Below are 22,988 nucleotides of genomic sequence, written 5' to 3'. Positions count from 1 at the left end.
CAGGTGCTGGTGAAGTCGGCTCGCGTGTCCCGGTGCACGTGCGGTGCACCTACTCGACGAGCGCATCGGGCTTGCCCTTGCTGCGCGGCCGCACCTCGACCATCTTGCCCCAGACGATCATCCGGTAGGTACTGGTGAATTCTGGGGTGCAGGTGGTGAGAGTGATGTAGCGGCCCGGTTTGGTGAAGCCGGATCCCCTGGGGATCGGGTCGAGGACGCTCGTGTTCTTCGGCGAGGTCTGCGGGAGGATGCTCGTCATCTCGTAGACGTAGTACGCGTCCTGGGTCTCGACCACGATCGGATCGCCCGGCTTGAGGCGGTTGATGTACCGGAACGGCTCACCGTGCGTGTTGCGGTGCCCCGCGACGCCGAAGTTGCCCGTCTTGGCGTCCGGCATCGCCGTCGGGATGCTGTCCTTGCCGTAGTGGCCGACCATGCCGTTGTCGAGGACCTTCTGCTTGTCGATGCCCTCCGCGATCGGCACCACGACGTCCAGCTTGGGGATGTGCATGATGGCGAAGCCCTGGCCCGGCTCGAACGCCCCGGGGTTCCGCTTCCCCTTCGCCCAGTCGTCCTGCAGCGTGTGGGCCGCCGCATCGGTCTGCTGATGGGCGCGGACGTTCGTCCACCACAGCTGGTACGTCACGAAGAGCAGCATCAGCACGCCGGTGGTGATGAACACCTCGCCTATCGCGCGGCTGGCGAGCACGGCGGGGCTCGGCTTCCGGGCGCGTTCGGCGCGGCGGGCCTCGAGCCGGGTGAGGGGCTTGGAGGCCGCCTCAGCTGCTTCGTCCGATGCCTCCTGTGCCGTGGCCCGGGAGGCCGCGGAATGCCGGCCGCCGCCGCGTCTGGCGGCGCGACGGCGGGCTGCCCGGCCCTCTCCGGGAGGCACGGCGGCCGTGGAACCCGGTTCGGGGCCGCTCCCTGCCGGAGAGACGGCCCGGCGCGTGTCGTCCGTACGCAGACCCACCGTCTCGTCGTCGAGGACGGGACGCGGGCGCGGGATACGCAGGCCCACGGTCGCGTCGTCTACGACGTCCGCAGTCAGACCGTCCGTCTGCGGTAAGGCCGGTCCGGCGGCAGAAGCGGGCGCGGAATCGAGGTACGGGTCCGGCTCGATCAGGGCGGCCGGACGCGCGTCGAGAGACTCGTGTGGCTGCGCGTAAGGCTCGGCGGACAGCTCCTGCCCGTACGCGGCTGCTTGCCCCTCGTACGTGGGCTGCTCCTCGTATGTGGGCTGCTCCTCGTATGTGGGCTGCTCCTCGTACGAAGAAGGTCCCACGTACGAAGAAGGCTGTCCCTCGTACGAAGGCCGGGAGGGCGCCTGCGACCTGAACCAGGCGCTCGGGTGCCCCAGCTCGCCACGACGGGTGTGCTGCCCCGGCAGAGGGTCGCTCAGCGGATCGGCCAGTTGATCCACGGCCGCCTCGAACGCGTCCACCTCGAACGCGTCGGCACCCTGGAACGCGTCAGCGCCCCCGTACGCGTACTCATCGTACTCGCCGTACGGGGCACCCTCGCGCTCGGGGCGCAGCGCGGTCACGCCGTGGCCCTGCCCACCACCGGGGCGAGCCCTGTCGATCTCTCGATCGCGCCCGGGTCGCCGCACTCGACCAGCCAGTTGGCGAGCATCCGGTGACCGTGCTCCGTCAGCACCGACTCAGGATGGAACTGCACGCCCTCCACCCGGTGTTCACGGTGGCGCAGGCCCATGATGATGCCGTCCTGCGTACGGGCCGTGACCTCCAACTCGTCCGGGATCGTGGACGGCTCGGCGGCCAGTGAGTGGTAGCGGGTCGCGGTGAAGGGCGAGGGCAGGCCGGCGAAGACGCCCTTGCCCTCGTGCTCGACGAGAGACGTCTTGCCGTGCAGCAGCTCCGGAGCGCGGTCCACGACACCGCCGTATGCCACGGCCATCGACTGCAGACCAAGGCAGACCCCGAACACCGGCACATCGGTCGCGGCGCAGTGGCGCACCATGTCGATGCACACACCCGCCTGCTCGGGCGCCCCGGGACCGGGCGAGAGCAGCACGCCGTCGAAACCGTCCTGCGCATGGGCCGTGGAGACCTCGTCGTTCCGGCGGACCTCGCACTCGGCGCCCAGCTGGTACAGGTACTGCACCAGGTTGAAGACGAAGCTGTCGTAGTTGTCGACGACGAGAATGCGTGCGCTCACTGGCCGTTCACCGTCACATCATTGAAGGGGAGCAGAGGCTCGGCCCAAGGGAAGACGTACTGGAAGAGGACGTAGACCACAGCGAGGACCAGCACCAGCGAAATCAGTGCCTTCACCCATGCGTTTCCTGGCAGATGCCGCCAGATCCAGCCGTACATGCCGTCCCTTCCGTCGCACCACGGCACCAGACTCACGCCGTACGGGCACCAGCCTAACGGCGCAATGCCTTCGGTTTCCCGGCCTCCACAGGCTGAGTGGCGTCGAGATGGGCCCAGACGATCAACCGGTGGCTGTGACCCCACTCCGGCTCACATGTCGTCAGCGTGAGATAACGCCCCGGACGGTCGTATCCGGACTTCCGCGGCACGGGATCGATCACCGCGATATCCGTGGGCAGCGTCTTGTACGGCTTGGTATCGATGCGGTACGTGAACCACGTCATGCCGTCGGTGAGGACCACCGCATCGCCGGGACGCAGCTTCGGGAAGTCCTTGAAGGGATCGCCGTAGGTGCGGCGGTGGCCGGCCACGGCGAAGTTGCCCTTCTGGCCGAGCTGGGCGGTGCCGGCGTAATGGCCGAGGCCCTTCTTCAGGGTGTCGGTCTTGGTGCCCTCGAGCACGGGCTTGTTCCACGTGAAACCAAGACGCGGGATGTACATCACGGCGAAGGGTGTGCCGTCCTTGTAGGGAGCGGGCTTCTTCGTCTCGGCGGGCTTCTTCGTCTCAGCGGGCGCGGGCTCGCCGCTGTTCCTCTCCGGCGCTTCCGGGGCGGCGCCGGTTCCCTTGTCCTCACCGGTCCCAGGCTCTGCCGCGGCGGGGAGCGACCCCTGCGCCCACCGGTCCTGCAGCTGATCGATCTGATCGTCCATGGCACCGTCCGCCTGCACACCGGTCCAGAACAGCGTGTAACAGACGAAGAGCACGATCACGGCGCCGACGGTGATGCACAGTTCGCTGAACGTCCTGACGATCACTCGCAGCGACACCGCCGGCCTCCCGGGTGGTTACTCCACAGGCTTCGCGTAGTGGAGATCCACTGTGCCCGAATACCCGGGAAGAGTCACCGACCCTTCCTCCTCGACTTTCCACCCGAGACCGTACGCATTGACGTACAGCATGTAGTTCTGGATCTCCGGCGAGGCCGCGAGGGCCGCCTGCAGCTTCTCCGGGTCGCCGACCGCGGTCACCGTGTACGGCGGGGAGTACACGCGGCCCTGAAGGATCAGGGTGTTGCCGACGCAGCGCACCGCACTGGTGGAGATCAGCCGCTGGTCCATGACCTTGATCCCCTCGGCGCCGCCCTGCCACAGGGCGTTGACGACGGCCTGCAGGTCCTGCTGGTGGATGACGAGGTCGTTGGGCTGGGGTTCCGGGTAGCCGGGAAGCTTGGCGGTGGCGTTCGGCGGGGCGTCGTTGAGGGTCACGGAGACGGCCTGACCGCGGAGCTTCTTGGTCCCGGCGTTCTCCTCAAGGGCCGCCAGCTTGGCGTCCTCGGCCTCCGTGCTGCCGTCGTCCCGTTCGGCGAGCGACTCGACATCGTCACGCAGGGCGCTGTTCGACTCGTCGAGCTCACCGTTTCTGTGGCTGCGCTCCTGGATGAGATCGGAGAGCCGCAGCAGCGAGGCGTCGGTGCGGATGTTGGTGCCCTTGGCCGTGTTGAAGCTCGTGAAGAAGATCAGCCCGGCGAGAGCAAAGACGGCAATCGTGAGCAACCGCACAGGTCGCCAGCGTGCTTTACCAGCGGGACTGGATTGGATCCCCGGGGAGTCGGCAGAATTGCTCAACGTACCCTTACTCCTTACGGCGCCACGGAAGCACTACGCTAGCCGACGCCCGGGGGAGCGCTCAGATTCCCCTTGTACGCTGCCCGGGGCCAGCCCAGTTCCCTTGCGCGGCCACGCAGCGCATCGACAGGAGAGACCCTCGTGCCGAAGTCACGTATCCGCAAGAAGGCCGACTACACGCCGCCGCCGTCGTCGAAGCAGGCGGCCAACATCAAGCTGTCCAGCCGCGGCTGGGTGGCTCCGGTGATGCTGGCGCTGTTCCTGATCGGCCTCGCCTGGATCGTCGTCTTCTATGTGACCGACGGCTCGCTGCCGATCGACGCCCTGGGCAACTGGAACATCGTCGTGGGCTTCGGTTTCATCGCCGCGGGGTTCGGCGTCTCCACGCAGTGGAAGTAGCGCCCCTCCAAGGCTCTGCCCCCAGCTATCCACTGAGTTATCCACAGCTCTGTCCACAGCAGGGGAAAAGGTCAGAAGATCCGTCAGAAGATCTGTGGATAACCCACCGGTATTGCTGCCGGTGTGACTGACCTACCGCCGTTCGTATCCCTGTTCGCCCCTTGTCCTTCCTGCGAAAACCCAGGTCAGGGACAAGGGGCACACTCGTTCCCCACGGCATGCACAGGATCAGCCACACGCTGTGGACAACCGGGGCTCAGGTGAGCTGCGCCGTCCTCATCAGCACCATGACGAGGGACACGGCGAGCACCACCGCACAGGTCGCGCTCTGGATCAGCGTCCGGCGCTCACGGGGCGCGTGCACCATGGCGTACCCGACCACGACACCGCCGACGAGTCCGCCCACGTGGGCTTCCCAGGCGATGTTGGCCCAGGTGAACGTGAAGACCAGGTTGATCACGAGCAGCGCGATGACCGGCCGCATGTCGTAGTTCATCCGCCGCATGAGGACGGCGGTCGCGCCAAATAGGCCGAAGATGGCCCCGGAGGCGCCGAGCGACGGCTGGTTGGGGGCCGCGATGAGATAGGTCAGAGCGCTGCCCGCGAGCCCCGAGACCGCGTAGAGAACGATATAGCGTGCGCGGCCCAGCGCGGCTTCCAGCGGGCCTCCGATCCACCAGAGGCTGAGCATGTTGAAGGCGATGTGGACGACGCCGCCGTGCAGGAACATCGCTGTCAGCAGCCGGTACCACTGCCCGTCCGCGATGCCCTCGAGTGACCCCAGTACGGGGACGTAGGCGCGCCCGATCAGGCTGAACCTGTCCGTGAAGCGGTCACCGATCGAGAGCTGCACCACGAAGACGGCGAGGTTGATCGCGACAAGGATCTTGGTGACCATGCGCGGGTCCGCGGCCATCGTGCCACCGGCGATGGTGCGCGGCTGGTTCGCGGCTGGGGCATGGCCCGTGCCGGAGCCCTGCCGTACGCAGTCGGGGCACTGGAATCCGACCGAGGCGCTGACCATGCACTCTGGGCAGATGGCGCGCTCGCAGCGGGTGCAGCGGATGCCCGTCTCCCGGTCCGGGTGCCGGTAGCAGCCGGGCAGGTTCTGGGCGTCCTGCGGGCCCGTCGGGTTGCCTGGCGCCTGGTCCATGGGGGCTCCCCTCGTTCTCCGTACACAACGCACCGCCCCGCCCATCCTTACGGACGGGCGGGGCGTTTGGTTCCCTGCGGGCCCTTGCGGGTGCGCCCGCGGGATGCCATGGGGCTCAGCCCTGGCGGGTCTCCACGACGACCGACTCGATGACGACGTCGTTGACGGGGCGGTCGGTGCGCGGGTTCGTCTGGGTGGAGGCGATGGTGTCCACGACCTTCTGGCTGGCCGTGTCGGTGACCTCGCCGAAGATGGTGTGCTTGCGGGTCAGCCAGGCGGTGGGCGCGACGGTGATGAAGAACTGCGAGCCGTTGGTGCCCGGACCTGCGTTGGCCATGGCCAGCAGGTACGGCCTGTCGAAGGCGAGGTCCGGGTGGAACTCGTCCTCGAACTGGTAGCCAGGGCCGCCGGTGCCGTTGCCCAGCGGGTCACCGCCCTGGATCATGAAGCCGCTGATCACCCGGTGGAAGACCGTACCGTCGTAGAGCCTGTCGGTGGACTTCTGGCCGGTTTCCGGGTGGACCCACTCCCGCTCGCCCTGGGCGAGCTCGACGAAGTTCTTGACCGTCTTCGGCGCATGGTTCGGCAGCAGCCGCACCTCGATGTCGCCGTGGTTGGTCTTCAGGGTGGCATAAAGCTGCTCAGCCACGATCTGCCTTCCGTTGTCCTCTGTGACCCTCTGATCCTCGCACGGATGGTCTCTGCCGTCTTCGCACGGATGGTCCGTGCGTCGCCGGGCGCTCTCAGCCTGCCGGACGGCACCTCTTTACCGGGGAAAAACGGCCTCATGGCACCGGAAGGGGCGCGTCGCACCGGGATCCGTGGCATCGTCGTCGGCAAGCTCCCCTTGCACCCGTATCGCTCGTGGATTCCCTGAGTCGTCACTGATGACCCGGATGCCCGCCCTCGCATGCCGCGGAGCTTTCCGACAGGCATGATCCCGATAAGGGTGGAAAGGTGAAATACCTGTACGCCACCGAGGAGGAGGATCCCGTGACCCGCATCGACAGCGTGCGCGCCGCGACCGGCTCGGCGAAGGACAGCGTGCTGCACGCCGCGGAAGTGGTGGCGCCCTACGCCGACACGGCCAAGGACCGGGCCGCGCACTACGCACACGAGGCACGTGTACGTCTGGCGCCGAAGGTGTCGTATGCCGCCCAGCAGGCGGCGGAACAGGCACGTGCCCAGTACGGCGCACATGTTGCGCCGCGCCTGGAGCAGGCACGCACCCATGTGCCGCCCAAGGTCGATTACGCGGCTCATGAGGCCGCGATCCGTACTCGCAGGGCAGCCCGCCAGGCCGCCGACTATTCGAGGCCGCGTATCGAGCAGGCCGTCGCCGCGGCCCAGCCGGTCCGTGAGGAAGCAGCCGCTCGGAGTGTGGCAGCGCTGGCCGCGCTGCGCGGTCAGGTTTCCCCCAAGGAGATCCAGAAGCTGGTCCGCAAGCACGAGCGCCGGGCGAAGGCCGGGCGGTTCGCCAAGGGTCTGGCCCTGTTCACCGCCCTCGCCGGTGGCGCCTTCGCCGCCTGGAAGTGGTGGGACAGGCAGGCCAACCCGGACTGGCTGGTCGAGCCGCCGGCCGCCACCGAAGTGTCCGGCAGCGGTGCGCTGAGCTCGGTGGACGGGAGCCAGCTCGATCCGGACGTCGAGGCGAAGCAGGCCGAGGCAGAGGCGGCCGAGCGCAAGGAGCGCGACGAGCGCGAATGAGCCCCACATCCGCCGACGCCGTCGGGCGGGAGACCAGCCGGTCTCCCGCCCGACGGCGTTTCACGTGAAACCTCCACGCGCTCGAGCTCGACCTGCGCCGCCTCTCACGCCCTCATAGGGCGCTTGGTCGGCGCTTGGCCTGCGGTTTGCGCAAAGGACGGCTCCCGATCTCCCTCAGAACGCCGAAGGAAACTTCTCTCAGAACGCCGAAGGCGACGCCGCCCGCGCTGTCCGCGGGCGGCGTCGCCTTGTGTCTCTGTGGAGCCTAGGGGAGTCGAACCCCTGACATCTGCCATGCAAAGACAGCGCTCTACCAACTGAGCTAAGGCCCCGAAAACGATGCATCCGCCGGCAGAAACCACCTCCCGGCAGGCACCGGGGACCAGAGTACCGGGTAACCCCCGGGATCTCGCAAAAGGATTGGGGCTCCCGGTCCACGATCGCGCTTCGTAAGATGCTCGACGTGGTTCGCAGCAGCGAACCGCGCGGTACTTGGGGAAGCGATGGGGAGACGCAATGGACGCCGCACAGCAGGAAGCGACCGCAAGAGCACGGGAGCTGCAGCGGAACTGGTACGGAGAGCCGTTGGGGGCGCTCTTCCGTAAGCTGATCGATGACTTGGGCCTCAACCAGGCGCGGCTCGCGGGGGTGCTCGGTCTCTCCGCCCCCATGCTGTCCCAGCTGATGAGCGGCCAGCGCGCCAAGATCGGCAATCCGGCGGTGGTCCAGCGCGTCCAGCTGCTGCAGGAGCTGGCCGGTCAGGTCGCGGACGGCAGTGTGAGCGCCGCCGAGGCGAGCGAGCGCATGGACGAGATCAAGAAGTCCCAGGGCGGTTCCGTTCTCAGCGCCAACACCTCGCAGACCACGTCGAGTTCGGGCGCGCCGACGGTCAAGCGCGTTGTCCGCGAGATCCAGTCCCTGCTGCGCTCGGTCGCCGCCGCCGGCGACATCATCGAGGCCGCGGACACGCTCGCTCGCGATCACCCGGAGCTGGCAGAGTTCCTGCGGGTGTACGGCGCCGGACGCACGGCGGACGCCGTCGCCCACTACCAGGCGCATCAGAGCTGAGCCGGCGGCCGGGCCGCCAGGACCGCCGAACCGGGAGCTGGGCACGACGATGGGTGAGATCTTCGCCGGGCGGTACGAACTTGCCGACCCGATCGGACGCGGGGGAGTCGGGGCGGTCTGGCGCGCCTGGGACCACCGGCGGCGCCGGTATGTGGCCGCCAAGGTGCTGCAGCAGAGCGACGCGCACACGCTGCTGCGCTTCGTACGCGAGCAGGCGCTGCGGATCGACCACCCTCACGTACTGGCTCCGCTCAGCTGGGCCGCCGACGACGACAAGGTCCTGTTCACCATGGATCTCGTCGGCGGCGGCTCGCTGGCGCATCTGATCGGCGACTACGGCCCGCTGCCGCCGGGCTATGTCTGCACGCTGCTCGACCAGTTGCTGTCCGGGCTCGCCGCGGTGCATGCCGAGGGGGTCGTGCACCGCGACATCAAGCCGGCCAACATCCTGCTCGAGGCGACCGGCACCAAGCGGCCGCATCTGCGGCTGTCGGACTTCGGCATCTCGATGCGCAAGGGCGAGCCGCGGCTCACCGAGACGGACTTCGTGGTGGGGACGCCCGGGTACTTCGCGCCCGAGCAGATGCTGGGCGCGGAACCGGACTTCCCCGCTGATCTCTATGCCATCGGCCTGGTGGCCCTGTATCTGCTGCAGGGCGCCAAGCCGGACGCGAAGGCGCTCGTCGAGCGCTTCAGGGCACAGGGCACGCCAGGCGCACCGCAGGGCATCCCCGAGCCGCTCTGGCAGGTCGTCGCGACTCTGCTGCAGCCGGATCCGCAGGCGCGGTTCCGTACAGCGACGGGGGCGCGCAAGGCGCTGGCCTCCGCCGCCGAGATGGTGCCCGAGCCCGGCCCGGACGACGAGCTGGTCGAGGTCTTCGACCAACTCGGGCCGCTCCCGCCCGGATTCGGCCCCGACGGGCCCGTCACGGCGGCGCCCCGGTCGGGGCGGTCTGCGGCTGACGCCCCCGCCGGAGCCCCGGCTGGCGCCGATCCCTCGACGCCCCGGCATCCTTCGGAGCTCCAGGCTCCTTCGGCGCCAGGCCATCCCTCGATGTCGGAGACGGGCAGCTTCCACCTCGCTCCGCCACCGCAGGCCAGCCCGGCCCCACCGTCGAGCCCGCTGACGGGCCCCTCGTCACCACCGACGGCCGACGTCGATCAGGCTCCGACGGCCGCGGTCCAGGCGGACACCGCACCCACGCGTCCGTACACGGCGCAAGTCCCGCAGGGCCCCGCTCATCCCGCTCACGCATACCAGTCCCCGCAGCCGCTCCAGCCGGGCCCTGCTGACCTGCCCGTCCCTGGGTATGCCCCCGAGTACGTCCCAGGGGCAGCCCACGTAACCGCACCCGGGTCCGCTCAGCTGCCGTACGCGGCGCCCCGGCACCCCGCCCGGCGTCCCGGGCCGCCCGCGAAGGTGACGATCTCCGTGCTGGCGGTGGCACTGGTCTGCTTCGCCGTGGGCATCTGGGCGCTGACCCAGATCTGACCCGGAACCGCCCGAGCCGCCGGCCCCTCAGGGCGTCCCGTACTCCCGGGGAACCCCGGCCCCCGCCCGCCGTCGCGCAACCACCGTCCACCCGACCAGGAACAGCACCAGCGCGACGCCCGTGCCGAGACTGCAGGCAGCGACCAGCTTCATGGTGTCGCCGCGCTCGGCCTCGGCCTCCGTCTCCCCGCTCGCCGCCGCGTCCTTGTCCCTGTCCGTGACGCTGAAGGCATCGGCGGGCTGCGGGGACCCGGCGTACTCGGGTTCGGCCTGCGCAGCCCCCCGTACCGTCACGCGGAGCGTCAGCCCGAAGGAACCCTCGCCGTACTCGTCTGCGATCTCAGGGTTGAGGTGGACGACGAGGTAGTACCAGCCGGCGAACCGCATCCCGCTCACCCTGTCGTCGGTGTCATAGCGGTTCTTGTAGGCGACCGGGGGAAGCGGGTACAGGGTTTCCGACTTCTGCTCGCCGTCGTACCCGGTGCTGGTGTCCACGACGAAGCCGCGCACCGGGTTGTACAGGGCCGTGACCAGGGCGTTGCCCACATATCCGGTGCCTCCGCGCGCACTGCCCAGCTCGGCGGTGGCGAAGAGCTGCTGCCCCCAGTCCACGGGCACGCGGTAGAAGAGCGTCTCCCCTGCCTCGATGTCGTCCTTCCATACACCCTGCGTCAGTCCGCGCGCCTCGCTGAAGCCGGCTCCTCCCTTGCGTTCCTCGGGCTCGCCGTCGAGCGGCTGGGGCGACGCGGAGTCCCAGACCTCGGGCGGCACGGTCGAACCGGTCTGCTTCAGTGCGGGCTCGGACACGTACTGGAGCTCGAGATCCCAGTCCTCCTGGGTCGACGGGGAGGTGCCGGTGCGCTCGACGACCACGTAGTACGCAGCGGCCTCCTGGCAGTACGACTCGGTGGGTCCGATGGTCCGCGAGGCCCAGGCGGCGATGGGCCGCGCGCTCTCGGCTGCGCCGAAGTGCTCCTCGTTGTACGAGCACGTGCGGCCGTCGCCGTCCTCCAGGGAGACCTTGATGCCGTCCGCGTACATGACCTTCGCTGTCGGACTCGGCACGGCGGTGACGGAGACGTACGCGTTGGATGTGGCGTCGAGTTGGAGGCGGTAGTACAACTTGACGTCGCCGCGCGGGAGGGAGCTCCTGTACGTGGAGCCTGCCTGCAGCTTCTCGGCATCCGTATTGCTGCTGGCGCCCTCGACCCGCGCCGCGTCATCGTCGAAGGCATACGAGCGCGGTGTGCCCGTAGCCGCAGAGGCCGACGCCGCGGGGAGTACGGCGGATACGCAGAGCGAGCCCAGGACAGCCAGCGCAGCTCCCACAGCGAACCACGATCTGCGGTAGTACGGGCTCCCGATCATCACGCGCCACCCCTCATCGCACTTTGCATCGGCAAGCAAAAAATTTACTTAAGTAAAGTGGATTGGCCGGACCCGGCAGCACAAAGCCCCGGTCAGCATGCGACCGGGGCCCGTGAAGAGACTGCCAGGGATACTCACGAACCCGTGGGCACGGAGTCAGTCGCCTCCGTCCACAGATCCTGCTCGGCGCGATCCGCCTGGATCTGGCGGTACACGAGGAGTCCGCCGATGGCGGCCAGTGCGACCAGGAGAAGCTTCTTCACCGCGCGACCTCGTCTTTCCTTGACGTAGGGGACCTCTGGCGCCCGACTATACACACCGATCGATATCGATCGGTGACCTGCGTCGACCCTCAACTGCCGCCCTGATACCAGCAGTCGAACGGAAGGCAGTCTCGCCGGTTGCCCCTTGCATGCCGGGACTTTCACGACTCTTGGGACTCTTCCGCCCATCTACGTCCATCCGGGTGGTGTTCATCCGAAGATCGATGCGCCGTGGGCGTCGGTCCACCACTCTCCGCCCGTCATACACATCATGAGGAAAGTACGCAAATCGCCCGACCCATCTGGGAGAGATCATGGCCGCCAACAAGGTCATCAAGCTGTGGACCGTCCTCCTTTCCGCCGTCCTCGCGGTGCTCGCCGCACTCGGTTTCAGCACGACGGCCACTGCCGCCCCCGCAGTACAGCAGCCGACGGAATCCTGCAACGGCACGGCGGACGCGACGGTACCCGCGCCCCACGCGGTCCACTGGAGGCCGCCGTTCGTCCGGTCCCTGCCGCCCACGATGAAGCAGCGCATCCACGCCGAGGCCCACGGTTCCTCACCCACCTGCCGCCGCCTGCCGGCGTTCGACGCCGCCGCCATGACAGGCAGAGCCGATGTGACGGAAGTCCCCGCCCTCTGAAGCCCGCGCAGGCACAGCCGGATCGCAAGACAGCACAGCAGTCCACGCACGTATCACCGCAGTACAGGCATCACCGCAGTACAGGCATCAACGCATCACAGCAGCTCATGCACCACAGCAGTTCATGCACCACGACAGCTCATGCACCACGACAGCTCAGCTCACGCATCACAGCAGTCCCCCAAGACCCTGAAGCGCTCTGCCAGCAGAGCCCCGGCGTGACCCCAGATCTCCGCCGGTTCCCCGTCTTTCGCCACGCCTCGTAGAACGCGACGAAGCAGAAGCGTCGTCCCGCGGTCCGAGGCAGACGCAGAGACCAGAAGCAAAGCCACACGGCAGACGACAGCACCACGGCAGACGACAGGCAGACGACAAGCGGACGCAGACGCCGGACGCAGACGCCAAGAGGACGAACGTCAAAGACCCCCAGTCGGGATCGACTGAGGGTCTTATCGGTGGTGGGGCTAACAGGACTTGAACCTGTGGCCTCTTCCTTATCAGGGAAGCGCTCTAACCGTCTGAGCTATAGCCCCTCGCGCTGCGCGCTGACCTCTGAAGATTAGCGCACGACGCGGCCAGTCCCAAAATCGGTAACCGGATGGCCTTACTCGTCCTCCGCGAGCGTCAGCTCGACGCCGCCGACGAAGCCCGCAGAGAGGTTGTAGATGAAGGCGCCGAGCGTCGCCAGTGCCGTCGCGAGGACGACGTCGATCACCGCGATGACCGACGTGAAGATCAGGACGTTCGGCAGCGACAGGAACGCCTGCAGGTCGAAGCCGTTGGACTCGTTGGAGCCCGTCGCCTCGGCGATCGTGCCGCCCACCGTGGAGAAGACGCCCATGGCGTCCATGACCATCCACAGCACCGCCGCGGCAACGATGGTGCAGACGCCCAGCGCGATGGAGAGCATGAAGCTCACCTTCATCACCGACCACGGGTCGGCCTTGGCCACCCGCAGCCGTGCCTTGCGCGTGCGCGGCATCGTCCGTGCCCCTGTCCGCGCCCTGCGGACCGTCTCTGGGGCGGGCGCGGGGGCCTGATATGCCTGCGGCGGATGGTACGGCTGAGCAGGCTGCTGATCCGGCTGACCATGCTGGGCAGGCTGACCGTGCTGAGCAGGCTGCTGAGGCCGCTGTGGGGACTGATGGGTCCCCTGCTCCCCCGGCAGCGGGCCCGCCGTGCCGCCGACCTGGCCCTGGCTCTGGGCCTGGCCCTGAGCCTGGGCCTGGCCTGCCGCCCCCTCAGGGCCGGGCGCGTACCCGTCGTACTGCTGAGTCCCCGGTCCTCGGGTATCCGTCACAGTTCCCCCCTGGGATCCATGAGAGTCATGGGAGTCTGCCGAGTCGTTGGCGGGGCCACGAACGCCGTCCGCTCCGGTTCCGTTCGTTCCGGCGCCCGTGGCTCCGCTCACGCTGGCTCACTCCTCGTGCTACTCGGCCGTGGACTCCGTGCCCTCGTCCGTACCGGCGGCGATCGCGTCACCGGCCGATTCGCCGACGGCCTCCTCGCCGTCGACCTCCTCGGCCTCGCGACCGGCCTCGGCGTTACGCGCGATGCCGACCACGGCATCGCGCTTGCCCAGGTTGATCAGTTGGACGCCCATGGTGTCACGGCCCGTCTCCCTGACCTCACTGACTCGCGTACGAATCACGCCGCCACCGAGCGTGATGGCGAGGATCTCGTCACCGTCCTCGACCACCAGCGCCCCGACGAGCGAACCGCGGTCCTCCACGATCTTGGCGGCCTTGATACCGAGGCCGCCGCGGCCCTGGACGCGGTACTCGTCGACAGCGGTCCGCTTCGCGTACCCGCCGTCGGTGGCAGTGAACACGAACGTACCGGGCCGGACAACATTCATCGACAGCAGTTCGTCGCCCTCGCGGAAGCTCATGCCCTTCACGCCCGAGGTCGCACGCCCCATCGGGCGCAGCGTCTCGTCCGATGCGGTGAACCTGATCGACTGGGCCTTCTTGCTGATGAGCAGCAGATCGTCATCGGCCGACACCAGTTCGGCGCCGATGAGCTCGTCGTCGGAACCATCGCCCTTCTCGCGGAGGTTGATGGCGATGACGCCGCCCGAGCGCGGGGAGTCGTAGTCCTTGAGGACGGTCTTCTTGACCAGGCCGGCCTTGGTGGCGAGGACCAGGTACGGCGCCGCCTCGTAGTCCCGGATGGCGAGGATCTGCGCGATCGTCTCGTCCGGCTGGAAGGCGAGGAGGTTCGCCACGTGCTGGCCGCGCGCGTCGCGTCCGGCGTCCGGCAGTTCGTACGCCTTGGCGCGGTAGACGCGGCCCTTGTTCGTGAAGAACAGCAGCCAGTGATGCGTGGTCGACACGAAGAAGTGGTCGACGATGTCGTCTTCCTTGAGCTTCGCGCCGCGGACGCCCTTGCCGCCGCGCTTCTGCGCGCGGTAGTCGTCGGTCTTGGTGCGCTTGACGTAGCCGCCGCGGGTGACCGTGACGACGATGTCCTCCTCGGCGATCAGGTCCTCGATGGACATGTCACCGTCGAAGGGGATCAGCTTGGAGCGGCGGTCGTCGCCGTACTTCTCGACGATCGCGGTGAGCTCCTCGCTGATGATGCCGCGCTGGCGGATCGGCGAGGCGAGGATCTCGTTGTACTCGGTGATCTTCGCCTGGAGCTCGTCGTGCTCCTGGACAATCTTCTGGCGCTCCAGGGCGGCCAGTCGGCGCAGCTGCATCTCGAGGATGGCGTTGGCCTGGATCTCGTCGATCTCCAGCAGGCCCATCAGGCCTTCACGGGCGATCTCGACGGTGTCGCTGCGCCGGATGAGGGCGATGACCTCGTCGATCGCGTCGAGCGCCTTGAGCAGGCCGCGCAGGATGTGGGCGCGCTCCTCGGCCTTACGGAGCCGGAACCTCGTACGGCGGACGATGACCTCGATCTGGTGCGACACCCAGTGGCGGATGAACGCATCCAGCGAGAGCGTGCGCGGCACACCGTCGACGAGCGCCAGCATGTTCGCGCCGAAGTTCGTCTGCAGGTCGGTGTGCTTGTAGAGGTTGTTCAGGACGACCTTGGCGACCGCGTCGCGCTTAAGCACGATCACCAGGCGCTGGCCCGTGCGGGAGCTGGTCTCGTCGCGGACGTCGGCGATGCCGCCGATCCTGCCGTCCTTGACGAGGTCGGCGATCTTCTGCGCGAGGTTGTCCGGGTTGACCTGGTACGGCAGTTCCGTGACCACCAGGCACTGGCGGCCCTGGATCTCCTCGACCTCGACGACCGCGCGCATCGTGATGGAGCCGCGACCGGTGCGGTACGCCTCCTCGATGCCCTTGCGGCCAACCACCAGGGCGCCGGTCGGGAAGTCCGGGCCCTTGATCCGCTCGATCAGCGCGTCCAGGAGCTCCTCGTGCGTGGCCTCGGGGTTGTCCAGGTACCACTGGGCGCCGGCCGCGACCTCGCGGAGGTTGTGCGGCGGGATGTTCGTGGCCATGCCGACCGCGATACCGGCCGAGCCGTTGATCAGCAGGTTCGGGAAGCGGGACGGCAGGACGGTCGGCTCCTGGGAGCGGCCGTCGTAGTTGTCCGTGAAGTCGACGGTCTCCTCGTCGATGTCGCGGACCATCTCCATGGACAGCGGCGCCATCTTGCACTCGGTGTACCGCATGGCGGCCGCGGGGTCGTTGCCCGGGGAGCCGAAGTTGCCGTTGGAGTCCACCAGCGGCATCCGCATCGACCACGGCTGCGCGAGGCGGACCAGCGCGTCGTAGATCGAGGAGTCGCCGTGCGGGTGGTAGTTGCCCATGACGTCGCCGACGACGCGGGCGCACTTGTAGAAACCGCGCTCGGGCCGGTACCCGCCGTCGTACATGGCGTACAGCACACGGCGGTGGACGGGCTTGAGGCCGTCCCGTACGTCGGGCAGCGCACGCGACACGATGACGGACATCGCGTAGTCGAGATACGAGCGCTGCATCTCGGTCTCGAGTCCGACGGGCTCGACGCGGAGCGTCTGGCCCTCGTCCTCGGGGATGCTCGGAATGTTCTCGTCGGCCATTGCTGGTGAAGATCCTTCCTGGTGCGGTCAGCGGTGACCGACTCAGATGTCGAGGAAGCGGACGTCCTTGGCGTTGCGCTGGATGAACTGGCGGCGCGCCTCGACGTCCTCGCCCATCAGGACCGAGAACAGGTCGTCGGCCTGGGCGGCGTCGTCGAGCGTGACCTGGCCGAGGACGCGGTGCTCCTGGTCCATCGTGGTGATGCGCAGCTCCTCGGCGTTCATCTCGCCGAGGCCCTTGAAGCGCTGGACCGAGTCGTCCTTGATGCGCTTGCCGTTCTGCCGGCCGAGCTCGATCAGTGCGTCGCGCTCGCGGTCCGAGTACGCGTACTCGAAGTCGTCCCGGCCCCACTTGATCTTGTACAGCGGGGGGCGCGACAGGAAGACGTGACCGGCCTCGACCAGCGGACGCATGAAGCGGAACAGGAACGTCAGCAGCAGGGTGTTGATGTGCTGGCCGTCGACATCGGCGTCCGCCATCAGAATGATCTTGTGATAGCGGAGCTTCTCGATGTCGAAGTCCTCGTGGACTCCGGTGCCGAAGGCCGAGATCAGCGCCTGGATCTCCTGGTTCTGCAGGATCTTGTCGATCCGCGCCTTCTCGACGTTCAGGATCTTGCCGCGGATCGGCAGGATGGCCTGGTACTCGGGGTTGCGGCCGGACTTGGCCGAGCCGCCTGCGGAGTCACCCTCGACGATGAAGATCTCGCACTTGGTGGGGTCGTTCGACTGGCAGTCGCTGAGCTTGCCCGGCAGGGACGCGCTCTCCAGCAGACCCTTGCGGCGCGTCAGGTCGCGGGCCTTGCGGGCCGCCACGCGCGCGGTGGCGGCCTGGATGCCCTTGCGGACGATGTCGGCGGCCTCGTTCGGGTTGCGGTCCAGCCAGTCGTTGAGGTGTTCGTAGACGGCCTTCTGCACGAAGGTCTTCGCCTCCGTGTTGCCGAGCTTCGTCTTGGTCTGGCCCTCGAACTGGGGCTCGCTCAGCTTGACCGAGATGATCGCGGTCAGGCCCTCGCGGATGTCGTCACCCGTGAGGTTGTCGTCCTTCTCGCGCAGCAGCTTCTTGTCGCGCGCGTACTTGTTGATCAGCGAGGTCAGCGCGGCGCGGAAGCCCTCTTCGTGCGTGCCGCCCTCATGGGTGTGGATGATGTTGGCGAAGGAGTAGACGCCCTCGCTGTAGCCGCTGTTCCACTGCATGGCGACCTCGAGGGACAGGCTCTTGTCCTTGTCCTCGGCCTCGAGGTCGATCACCGTGGGGTGCACCACGTCTCCCTTGCGGGAGTTGAGGTACTTCACGAAGTCGACGATGCCGCCCTCGTAGTGGTACGTGACGGTCTTGGCCTTCTGCTCCTCGGCCAGCTCGTCCGCGCCCGCCTCGTCGGCGCCCGCCGTGGCCTTCGCCGACTCGCGCTCGTCCGTGAGTTTGATCGTCAAACCCTTGTTGAGGAACGCCATCTCCTGGAAGCGCCGCGAGAGCGTCTCGAAGGAGTACTCCGTGGTCTCGAAGATGTCGCCGTCGGCCCAGAAGGTGACCGACGTGCCGGTCTCCTCGGTGGCCTCGTGCTGGGCGAGCGGCGCCGTGGGGACGCCCATCTTGTAGTCCTGCGTCCAGCGGTGGCCGTCCGTCTTGACCTCGACGGCGACCTTCGACGAAAGCGCGTTCACGACGGAGACGCCCACGCCGTGCAGACCGCCAGAGACCGCGTAGCCGCCGCCGCCGAACTTGCCGCCCGCGTGCAGCACGGTCAGCACAACTTCGAGGGCCGGCTTGCCCTCGGAGGGGACGATGCCCACCGGGATGCCACGACCGTTGTCGATGACGCGCACGCCGCCGTCGGCGAGGATCGTGACGTCGATGGTGTCGGCGTGCCCCGCGAGCGCCTCGTCGACGGAGTTGTCGACGACCTCGTAGACGAGGTGGTGCAGGCCGCGCTCACCGGTCGAGCCGATGTACATGCCGGGGCGCTTGCGGACCGCGTCCAGACCCTCGAGGACGGTGATGGCGCTGGCGTCGTACGACGAGGCTGCTGCGCCGGGGGACCCGTTGGGCGCCCCGGCGGGCATCTCGCCGGACGCGCCGGCGGCAGTGGACGGAATGTTCTCGTTGGGGTTGCCGGAATCGGCCACGAAGCGCCCTTTCTGGCACAGCACAAGCCAAGCTCCCGGTGGCGGCCGGAGCGGCTGCGGCGTGATGCGGTGGTAAGCCTGGTTCAGCTCTTGCTCAGCTTTGCCCGTTCGGTCCCCGCAAGCGGGGCGGGATTCTCACCCAGTCTACCGGTAGCGCCGACAGTGATGGGGGTTTGCCGGTACCTGAGTCCGCATGTGCCGCCCTGAACCGGTCTCGGCCGACTCCCCATATGCGGAGCGGGGCTCCAAGAGGCTCACAGCGGCACTCAGCGCTTCGAGGTGTCAACCCCCCGCTACGGTCCGGCGGAGGGTCAGCCGTATGTGTCGCCGGGGCCGGTGCTACCGGGGGCGCGCAGGGGGCCGAAGCGGCCCGCGGGACCGCCGGGGCCCTGGACCTTGATGAGCCTCACGGTGCCGTGGCCGAGGTCGTCGTTGAGGCGCGCGACCAGCTGCGGAGCCAGCAGCCGCAGCTGCGTCGCCCAGGCCGTGGAGTCGCAGACCACGGTCAGGACGCGCTCGTCCTCGTCGTACCGCTGGGGTACGCAGTGCCTGGCCAGGTCGGGGCCGACGATCTGGGGCCAGCGGCCCATGACACCGCCGACGGCGGCCGGGGTCTCCCAGCCGCGCTCGGTGATCAGCCGGTTGATGGCGGCGCCCAGCGCCATGGGGTCGCGGCCGTCGGCCCGCGCGCCGGAGCGCAGGCCGCCCCTTCTGGCCTGCTTCTTCTGCTGTGCGGCGGCGCCACGCGCGCGTGCCTGCTCCTTGGCCGCGCGGAGGGCGACGCGGGCGAGGTCCACGCCGCTGGGTTCGGGCACCTTGGGGCCGGGCTCCGCGGGCCGCTCCTCGGAGGCCCCGCTGCCCGTACCGCTGGATGTGATATCGCTCATACGCGCTCCACGGTGCCCTCGGACACCACGAACCGTGCGCCCGTCAGTACTTTCGGTACGTCGTCGTCGACCGCGGCCGTGACCAGCACCTGCTCGCCCGGGGCGACGAGCTCCGCCAACCGTTCGCGGCGCCGGGCGTCCAGCTCGGCGAACACGTCGTCGAGCACGAGCACCGGCTCGGCACCTTCGGCCCGCAGCAGGTCGTACGACGCGAGGCGCAGGGCCAGCGCGAACGACCACGACTCGCCGTGACTCGCGTATCCCTTCGCGGGCAGCTGGCCGAGTTTGAGCAGCAGATCGTCCCGGTGCGGGCCCACCAGGGTCACGCCCCGTTCGATCTCCTGTTTGCGCACCTCGGCGAGCGCGGCCATCAGCTGGTCGTACAGCTCTTCGCGCGTGTGGCCCTCACCGGGCGCGGATGGCTTGTACTCCAGTGCGACCGGGCCGCCGCCGGGTGCCAGCTGCTCGTACGCCTTGTCGGCCAGCGGCTGCAGCGCGGCTATCAGGTCGAGCCGCTGGGCGAGCAGCTCGGCGCCCGCGCGCGCGAGGTGCTGGTCCCAGACGTCGAGTGTGGAGAGGTCCAGGGAGCGGCCGCCGTGCCGGCGGGCGAGCGCGGCCGATTTGAGGAGGGTGTTGCGCTGCTTGAGGACGCGGTCGTAGTCGGACCGCACCCCGGCCATGCGCGGGGCGCGCGCGGTGATCAGCTCGTCGAGGAAGCGGCGCCGCTCGCCGGGATCGCCCTTGACGAGCGCCAGGTCCTCGGGGGCGAACAGCACCGTTCGTACGATGCCCAGCACGTCACGCGGTCTGACCTGCGAGGATCTGTTGATCCGGGCGCGGTTCGCCTTGCCGGGGTTGAGTTCGAGCTCGACCAGCTGCTGGCGCTCGCCCTGCCGTACGGCGGCGCGGATGATCGCGCGCTCGGCCCCCATGCGGACCAGTGGGGCGTCCGAGGAGACGCGGTGGCTGCCGAGCGTCGCCAGATAGCCGACGGCTTCGACGAGGTTTGTTTTGCCCTGTCCGTTCGGGCCGACGAAAGCGGTGACGCCCGGGTCGAGCGGGACCTCGACCCGGGCGTACGAGCGGAAGTCGGCCAGCGACAGATGCGTGACGTGCATGGTCGTTCGCCGTCCCCCAGGGTGCTTCGGGTGTTGCTCGGTACTGCTTACTTCTTCTCGACCGCGTGGCCGCCGAACTGGTTGCGCAGGGCCGCGATCATCTTCATCTGCGGGGAGTCGTCCTGGCGCGAGGCGAAGCGGGCGAACAGCGACGCGGTGATCGCCGGCAGCGGGACGGCGTTGTCGATGGCGGCCTCCACCGTCCACCGGCCCTCGCCGGAATCCTGCGCATAGCCCTTGAGCTGCTCCAGGTGCTCGTCCTCGTCGAGGGCGTTGACCGCAAGGTCGAGCAGCCAGGAGCGGATGACCGTGCCCTCCTGCCAGGAGCGGAAGACCTCGCGGACGTCGGTGACCGAGTCCACGGCCTCCAGCAGCTCCCAGCCCTCGGCGTAGGCCTGCATCATCGCGTACTCGATGCCGTTGTGGACCATCTTCGCGAAGTGGCCGGCGCCCACCTTGCCCGCGTGCACCGACCCGAACTCGCCCTCCGGCTTCAGGGCGTCGAAGATCGGCTGGACCTTGGCGACGTTCTCCTTGTCGCCGCCGTACATGAGCGCGTAGCCGTTCTCCAGACCCCACACGCCGCCGGAGACGCCGCAGTCGACGAAGCCGATGCCCTTGGCGGCCAGCTCGGCGGCGTGCTTCTCGTCGTCCGTCCAGCGGGAGTTGCCGCCGTCCACGACGACGTCGCCTGGGCTCAGCAGCTCGGCCAGCTCGTCGATGGTGGACTGGGTCGGGGCACCTGCCGGGACCATCACCCACACCACGCGCGGACCCTTGAGCTTGCCCACAAGCTCTTCGAGGCTGTGGACATCGGCGAGTTCCGGGTTGCGGTCGTATCCGATGACGGTGTGACCTGCGCGGCGGATCCGCTCGCGCATGTTGCCGCCCATCTTGCCGAGGCCGACGAGACCGAGCTCCATCAGTGGTTCCTTCACTTGGTGAGGTGGCTTTCCGGCACTTTCGTACCCGGATCCGAGCCTACGCCCGGACCTGCGTGCACACCTGTGGGGTCAGCCGCTCAGGCGATCTACCTGCGGTGATGCCCGCTTGCGGTGATCAGCCCGAGAGCCGGACCGGCATGATCAGGTACTTGTACGCCTCGTCCGCCTCGGCGTCGACGGCCGGCTTGCCGCTCAGCAGCGCCGGCTTGGTGGACGTCGTGAAGGAGAGCTGGGCCACCGGGGAGTCGATGGCGCTCAGGCCGTCCAGCAGGAACGTCGGGTTGAAGGCGATCGAGATGTCGTCGCCCTCCAGCTGGGCGTCCACCCTCTCCACAGCCTGTGCATCGTCGCTGGACCCGGCCTCCAGGGTGAGCACACCCTGCTCGAAGCTGAGCCGCACCGGAGTGTTCCGCTCGGCCACGAGAGCCACGCGCTTGACGGCCTCGACGAACGGGCCGGTCTCGATGACCGCGACCGAGTTGAACTCCGTCGGGAACAGCGTGCGGTACTTCGGCAGGTCGCCCTCGAGCAGACGCGTGGTCGTGCGCCGCCCGGCGCCCTCGAAACCGATCAGACCCTCGCCGGCACCCGAGCCGGACAGCGCCAGAGTCACGCTGTCGCCGCTGGTCAGCGCCTTGGCCGTGTCGAGCAGCGTCTTGGCGGGGACCAGGGCCACCGCGGACGCGTCTGGCGACTCCGGCTTCCACAGGAACTCGCGGACCGCGAAGCGGTAGCGGTCGGTGGAGGCCAGCGTGACCGTGTCGCCCTCGATCTCGATGCGCACACCGGTGAGGACGGGGAGCGTGTCGTCGCGGCCCGCGGCGATGGCGACCTGGGCGGCGGCCGCAGCGAAGACCTCGCCGGGGACCGTGCCTGTGGCGTTCGGCATCTGCGGCAGCGCCGGGTACTCCTCCACAGGCAGTGTGTGGAGTGTGAACCGGGACGAGCCGCAGACCACGGTCGCCCGTACACCGTCTGTGGAAATCTCCACCGGGCGGTTGGGGAGGGCACGGGAGATGTCGGCGAGGAGGCGGCCGGAGACCAGCACGGTGCCCTCCTCCTCGACCTCCGCCTCGACGGAGACCCGCGCCGACACCTCGTAGTCGAAGCTGGACAGGCTCAGCGCGCCGTCCTCGGCCTTCAGCAGAAGGCCCGCGAGGACGGGCGCAGGCGGACGGGCCGGAAGGCTGCGCGCCGCCCAGGCCACCGCCTCCGCGAGTACGTCGCGTTCCACCCGGATCTTCACCGTTAGCCGCCTCCTGCTGTTGCCGGCGCTCTCGCCTGCTCGCTTCGTCGTCTGGCTCGGTGTCTCTTGGCCCTCGGGAGGGAAGGACACCGGGAGACCAGTCTGACGCACCGCACTGACAGCTGGTGCCTCTCGGGGTCAAGTCGTACCGGGCGGCACCGGACCACCGGACCGCGAGTTGTGCACAGGCCCCCCTTCGAGGCAATTTCCCCGGTCTCTCTAGTCAGCGGTAGTAGTAGGGCCTGTGGAAACCGTGGATAACCGCGAATGCGCAGGTCAGAAGCTGTTTTCTATCCACCGGGCCTGTGGGCGCGAGCGGTGGACAACCGGGGGCGGCTGTGGACGGGGAAAAGTTCTGCACACCCGATGCACAGGACGGGGTCACTTCTCCCCAGCGCCGTCCCCAGCTTTACCCACGTTCCCCACAGCCCAATCCAGCACCTTGATGTGACGCCTTTCACTCGCGCAGGTGAGAGCGTGCGTTGCGTTGCCGAACAGTGGACAGGCATGTGGAGAAGCTGGGGAAGGCTGGGGACAACGCCCCTCTTCCTGTGGGCCGTCGGTGGACAACATCTCGGCCCTCCTGTGGA

20 protein-coding genes and 2 tRNA genes are annotated in these 22,988 nt (G+C 68.4%); 5 read left to right on the top strand and 17 right to left on the bottom strand.

Annotation, left to right across the window (positions count from 1 at the left end; genetic code table 11):
* Positions 1 to 49: 49 nt before the first annotated feature.
* The 4 genes from STSP_RS23855 to STSP_RS23840 form a co-directional block, all read right to left on the bottom strand.
* A complete protein-coding gene (locus tag STSP_RS23855) occupies positions 50 to 1,282 on the bottom strand; it encodes a class E sortase (RefSeq protein ID WP_408646351.1) in 1,233 nt (410 codons plus the stop codon).
* Between the two features lie 257 nt (positions 1,283 to 1,539).
* Positions 1,540 to 2,178, bottom strand: a complete 639-nt coding sequence (locus STSP_RS23850; protein ID WP_067281823.1) for an aminodeoxychorismate/anthranilate synthase component II — start codon at positions 2,176 to 2,178, stop codon at positions 1,540 to 1,542.
* A gap of 211 nt (positions 2,179 to 2,389) precedes the next feature.
* Complete coding sequence (locus STSP_RS23845) at positions 2,390 to 3,157, bottom strand: class E sortase (RefSeq protein WP_067281858.1); 768 nt, start codon at positions 3,155 to 3,157, stop codon at positions 2,390 to 2,392.
* Between the two features lie 24 nt (positions 3,158 to 3,181).
* A complete protein-coding gene (locus STSP_RS23840; protein ID WP_078067444.1) occupies positions 3,182 to 3,961 on the bottom strand; it encodes a DUF881 domain-containing protein in 780 nt (259 codons plus the stop codon).
* A 141-nt stretch (positions 3,962 to 4,102) separates the two neighbouring features.
* Here STSP_RS23840 and crgA point away from each other — a divergent pair, with 141 nt between their 5' ends.
* Positions 4,103 to 4,360 (top strand): cell division protein CrgA, encoded by a 258-nt coding sequence (gene crgA / locus STSP_RS23835; RefSeq protein WP_067281818.1) that lies wholly within the window; start codon positions 4,103 to 4,105, stop codon positions 4,358 to 4,360.
* Positions 4,361 to 4,616: 256 nt separating this feature from the next.
* Here crgA and STSP_RS23830 read toward each other — a convergent pair whose 3' ends face one another.
* Together STSP_RS23830 and STSP_RS23825 are read right to left on the bottom strand one after the other, a co-directional pair.
* Positions 4,617 to 5,513 (bottom strand): rhomboid family intramembrane serine protease, encoded by an 897-nt coding sequence (locus STSP_RS23830; RefSeq protein ID WP_067281815.1) that lies wholly within the window; start codon positions 5,511 to 5,513, stop codon positions 4,617 to 4,619.
* 115 nt (positions 5,514 to 5,628) lie between these two features.
* Positions 5,629 to 6,162, bottom strand: a complete 534-nt coding sequence (locus STSP_RS23825) for a peptidylprolyl isomerase (protein WP_067281813.1) — start codon at positions 6,160 to 6,162, stop codon at positions 5,629 to 5,631.
* Positions 6,163 to 6,506: 344 nt separating this feature from the next.
* Between STSP_RS23825 and STSP_RS23820 the strand changes: the two genes are divergently transcribed.
* Entirely contained in the window at positions 6,507 to 7,220 is a 714-nt protein-coding gene (locus tag STSP_RS23820; protein ID WP_067281855.1) for a DUF5324 family protein, read from the top strand.
* Positions 7,221 to 7,479: 259 nt separating this feature from the next.
* Here STSP_RS23820 and STSP_RS23815 read toward each other — a convergent pair.
* Positions 7,480 to 7,552 (bottom strand) — tRNA-Ala (locus STSP_RS23815).
* 184 nt (positions 7,553 to 7,736) lie between these two features.
* On the opposite strand from STSP_RS23815, the gene STSP_RS23810 reads away from it, so the two are divergent.
* The gene (locus tag STSP_RS23810) at positions 7,737 to 8,288 is read left to right on the top strand and encodes a class I SAM-dependent methyltransferase (protein ID WP_067281810.1); all 552 of its coding nucleotides are present in this window, start codon (positions 7,737 to 7,739) and stop codon (positions 8,286 to 8,288) included.
* A gap of 49 nt (positions 8,289 to 8,337) precedes the next feature.
* Positions 8,338 to 9,780, top strand: a complete 1,443-nt coding sequence (locus tag STSP_RS23805) for a serine/threonine-protein kinase (protein WP_067281808.1) — start codon at positions 8,338 to 8,340, stop codon at positions 9,778 to 9,780.
* 27 nt (positions 9,781 to 9,807) lie between these two features.
* Here STSP_RS23805 and STSP_RS23800 read toward each other — a convergent pair whose 3' ends face one another.
* Both STSP_RS23800 and STSP_RS40370 read right to left on the bottom strand, forming a co-directional pair.
* Positions 9,808 to 11,148, bottom strand: a complete 1,341-nt coding sequence (locus tag STSP_RS23800; RefSeq protein WP_067281806.1) for a hypothetical protein — start codon at positions 11,146 to 11,148, stop codon at positions 9,808 to 9,810.
* Between the two features lie 134 nt (positions 11,149 to 11,282).
* Positions 11,283 to 11,411 (bottom strand): DLW-39 family protein, encoded by a 129-nt coding sequence (locus STSP_RS40370; RefSeq protein WP_003999697.1) that lies wholly within the window; start codon positions 11,409 to 11,411, stop codon positions 11,283 to 11,285.
* Between the two features lie 314 nt (positions 11,412 to 11,725).
* Here STSP_RS40370 and STSP_RS23795 point away from each other — a divergent pair, with 314 nt between their 5' ends.
* Positions 11,726 to 12,055 carry a DUF6344 domain-containing protein gene (locus STSP_RS23795; RefSeq protein ID WP_067281804.1) on the top strand — a complete coding sequence of 110 codons (330 nt, stop codon included), beginning with the start codon at positions 11,726 to 11,728 and terminating at the stop codon, positions 12,053 to 12,055.
* A gap of 456 nt (positions 12,056 to 12,511) precedes the next feature.
* Here STSP_RS23795 and STSP_RS23790 read toward each other — a convergent pair.
* The 8 genes from STSP_RS23790 to dnaN form a co-directional block, all read right to left on the bottom strand.
* Positions 12,512 to 12,588 (bottom strand) — tRNA-Ile (locus STSP_RS23790).
* A gap of 71 nt (positions 12,589 to 12,659) precedes the next feature.
* Positions 12,660 to 13,466 (bottom strand): DUF3566 domain-containing protein, encoded by an 807-nt coding sequence (locus STSP_RS23785; protein WP_067281801.1) that lies wholly within the window; start codon positions 13,464 to 13,466, stop codon positions 12,660 to 12,662.
* 18 nt (positions 13,467 to 13,484) lie between these two features.
* The gene (gyrA, locus tag STSP_RS23780) at positions 13,485 to 16,076 is read right to left on the bottom strand and encodes a DNA gyrase subunit A (protein WP_067281798.1); all 2,592 of its coding nucleotides are present in this window, start codon (positions 16,074 to 16,076) and stop codon (positions 13,485 to 13,487) included.
* A gap of 42 nt (positions 16,077 to 16,118) precedes the next feature.
* Positions 16,119 to 18,227, bottom strand: a complete 2,109-nt coding sequence (gene gyrB, locus STSP_RS23775) for a DNA topoisomerase (ATP-hydrolyzing) subunit B (protein ID WP_067281795.1) — start codon at positions 18,225 to 18,227, stop codon at positions 16,119 to 16,121.
* 287 nt (positions 18,228 to 18,514) lie between these two features.
* On the bottom strand, positions 18,515 to 19,090 hold the full coding sequence (locus STSP_RS23770) for a DUF721 domain-containing protein (protein ID WP_067281792.1): 576 nt from the start codon (positions 19,088 to 19,090) through the stop codon (positions 18,515 to 18,517).
* Positions 19,087 to 20,208, bottom strand: a complete 1,122-nt coding sequence (recF, locus tag STSP_RS23765; protein ID WP_067281789.1) for a DNA replication/repair protein RecF — start codon at positions 20,206 to 20,208, stop codon at positions 19,087 to 19,089. The genes STSP_RS23770 and recF overlap by 4 nt, the downstream gene beginning before the upstream one ends.
* A gap of 47 nt (positions 20,209 to 20,255) precedes the next feature.
* Positions 20,256 to 21,131, bottom strand: coding sequence for a phosphogluconate dehydrogenase (NAD(+)-dependent, decarboxylating) (gene gnd / locus STSP_RS23760; protein ID WP_067281782.1), 876 nt, complete (start codon positions 21,129 to 21,131; stop codon positions 20,256 to 20,258).
* Between the two features lie 136 nt (positions 21,132 to 21,267).
* On the bottom strand, positions 21,268 to 22,398 hold the full coding sequence (dnaN, locus tag STSP_RS23755; RefSeq protein WP_067281780.1) for a DNA polymerase III subunit beta: 1,131 nt from the start codon (positions 22,396 to 22,398) through the stop codon (positions 21,268 to 21,270).
* Positions 22,399 to 22,988: the final 590 nt, after the last annotated feature.

The organism is Streptomyces jeddahensis (assembly GCF_001642995.1).
GTDB classification, from domain to species: domain Bacteria; phylum Actinomycetota; class Actinomycetes; order Streptomycetales; family Streptomycetaceae; genus Streptomyces; species Streptomyces jeddahensis.
Note: the sequence above shows the minus strand (reverse complement) of the source record. Positions and strands in the feature narration are given on the sequence as shown.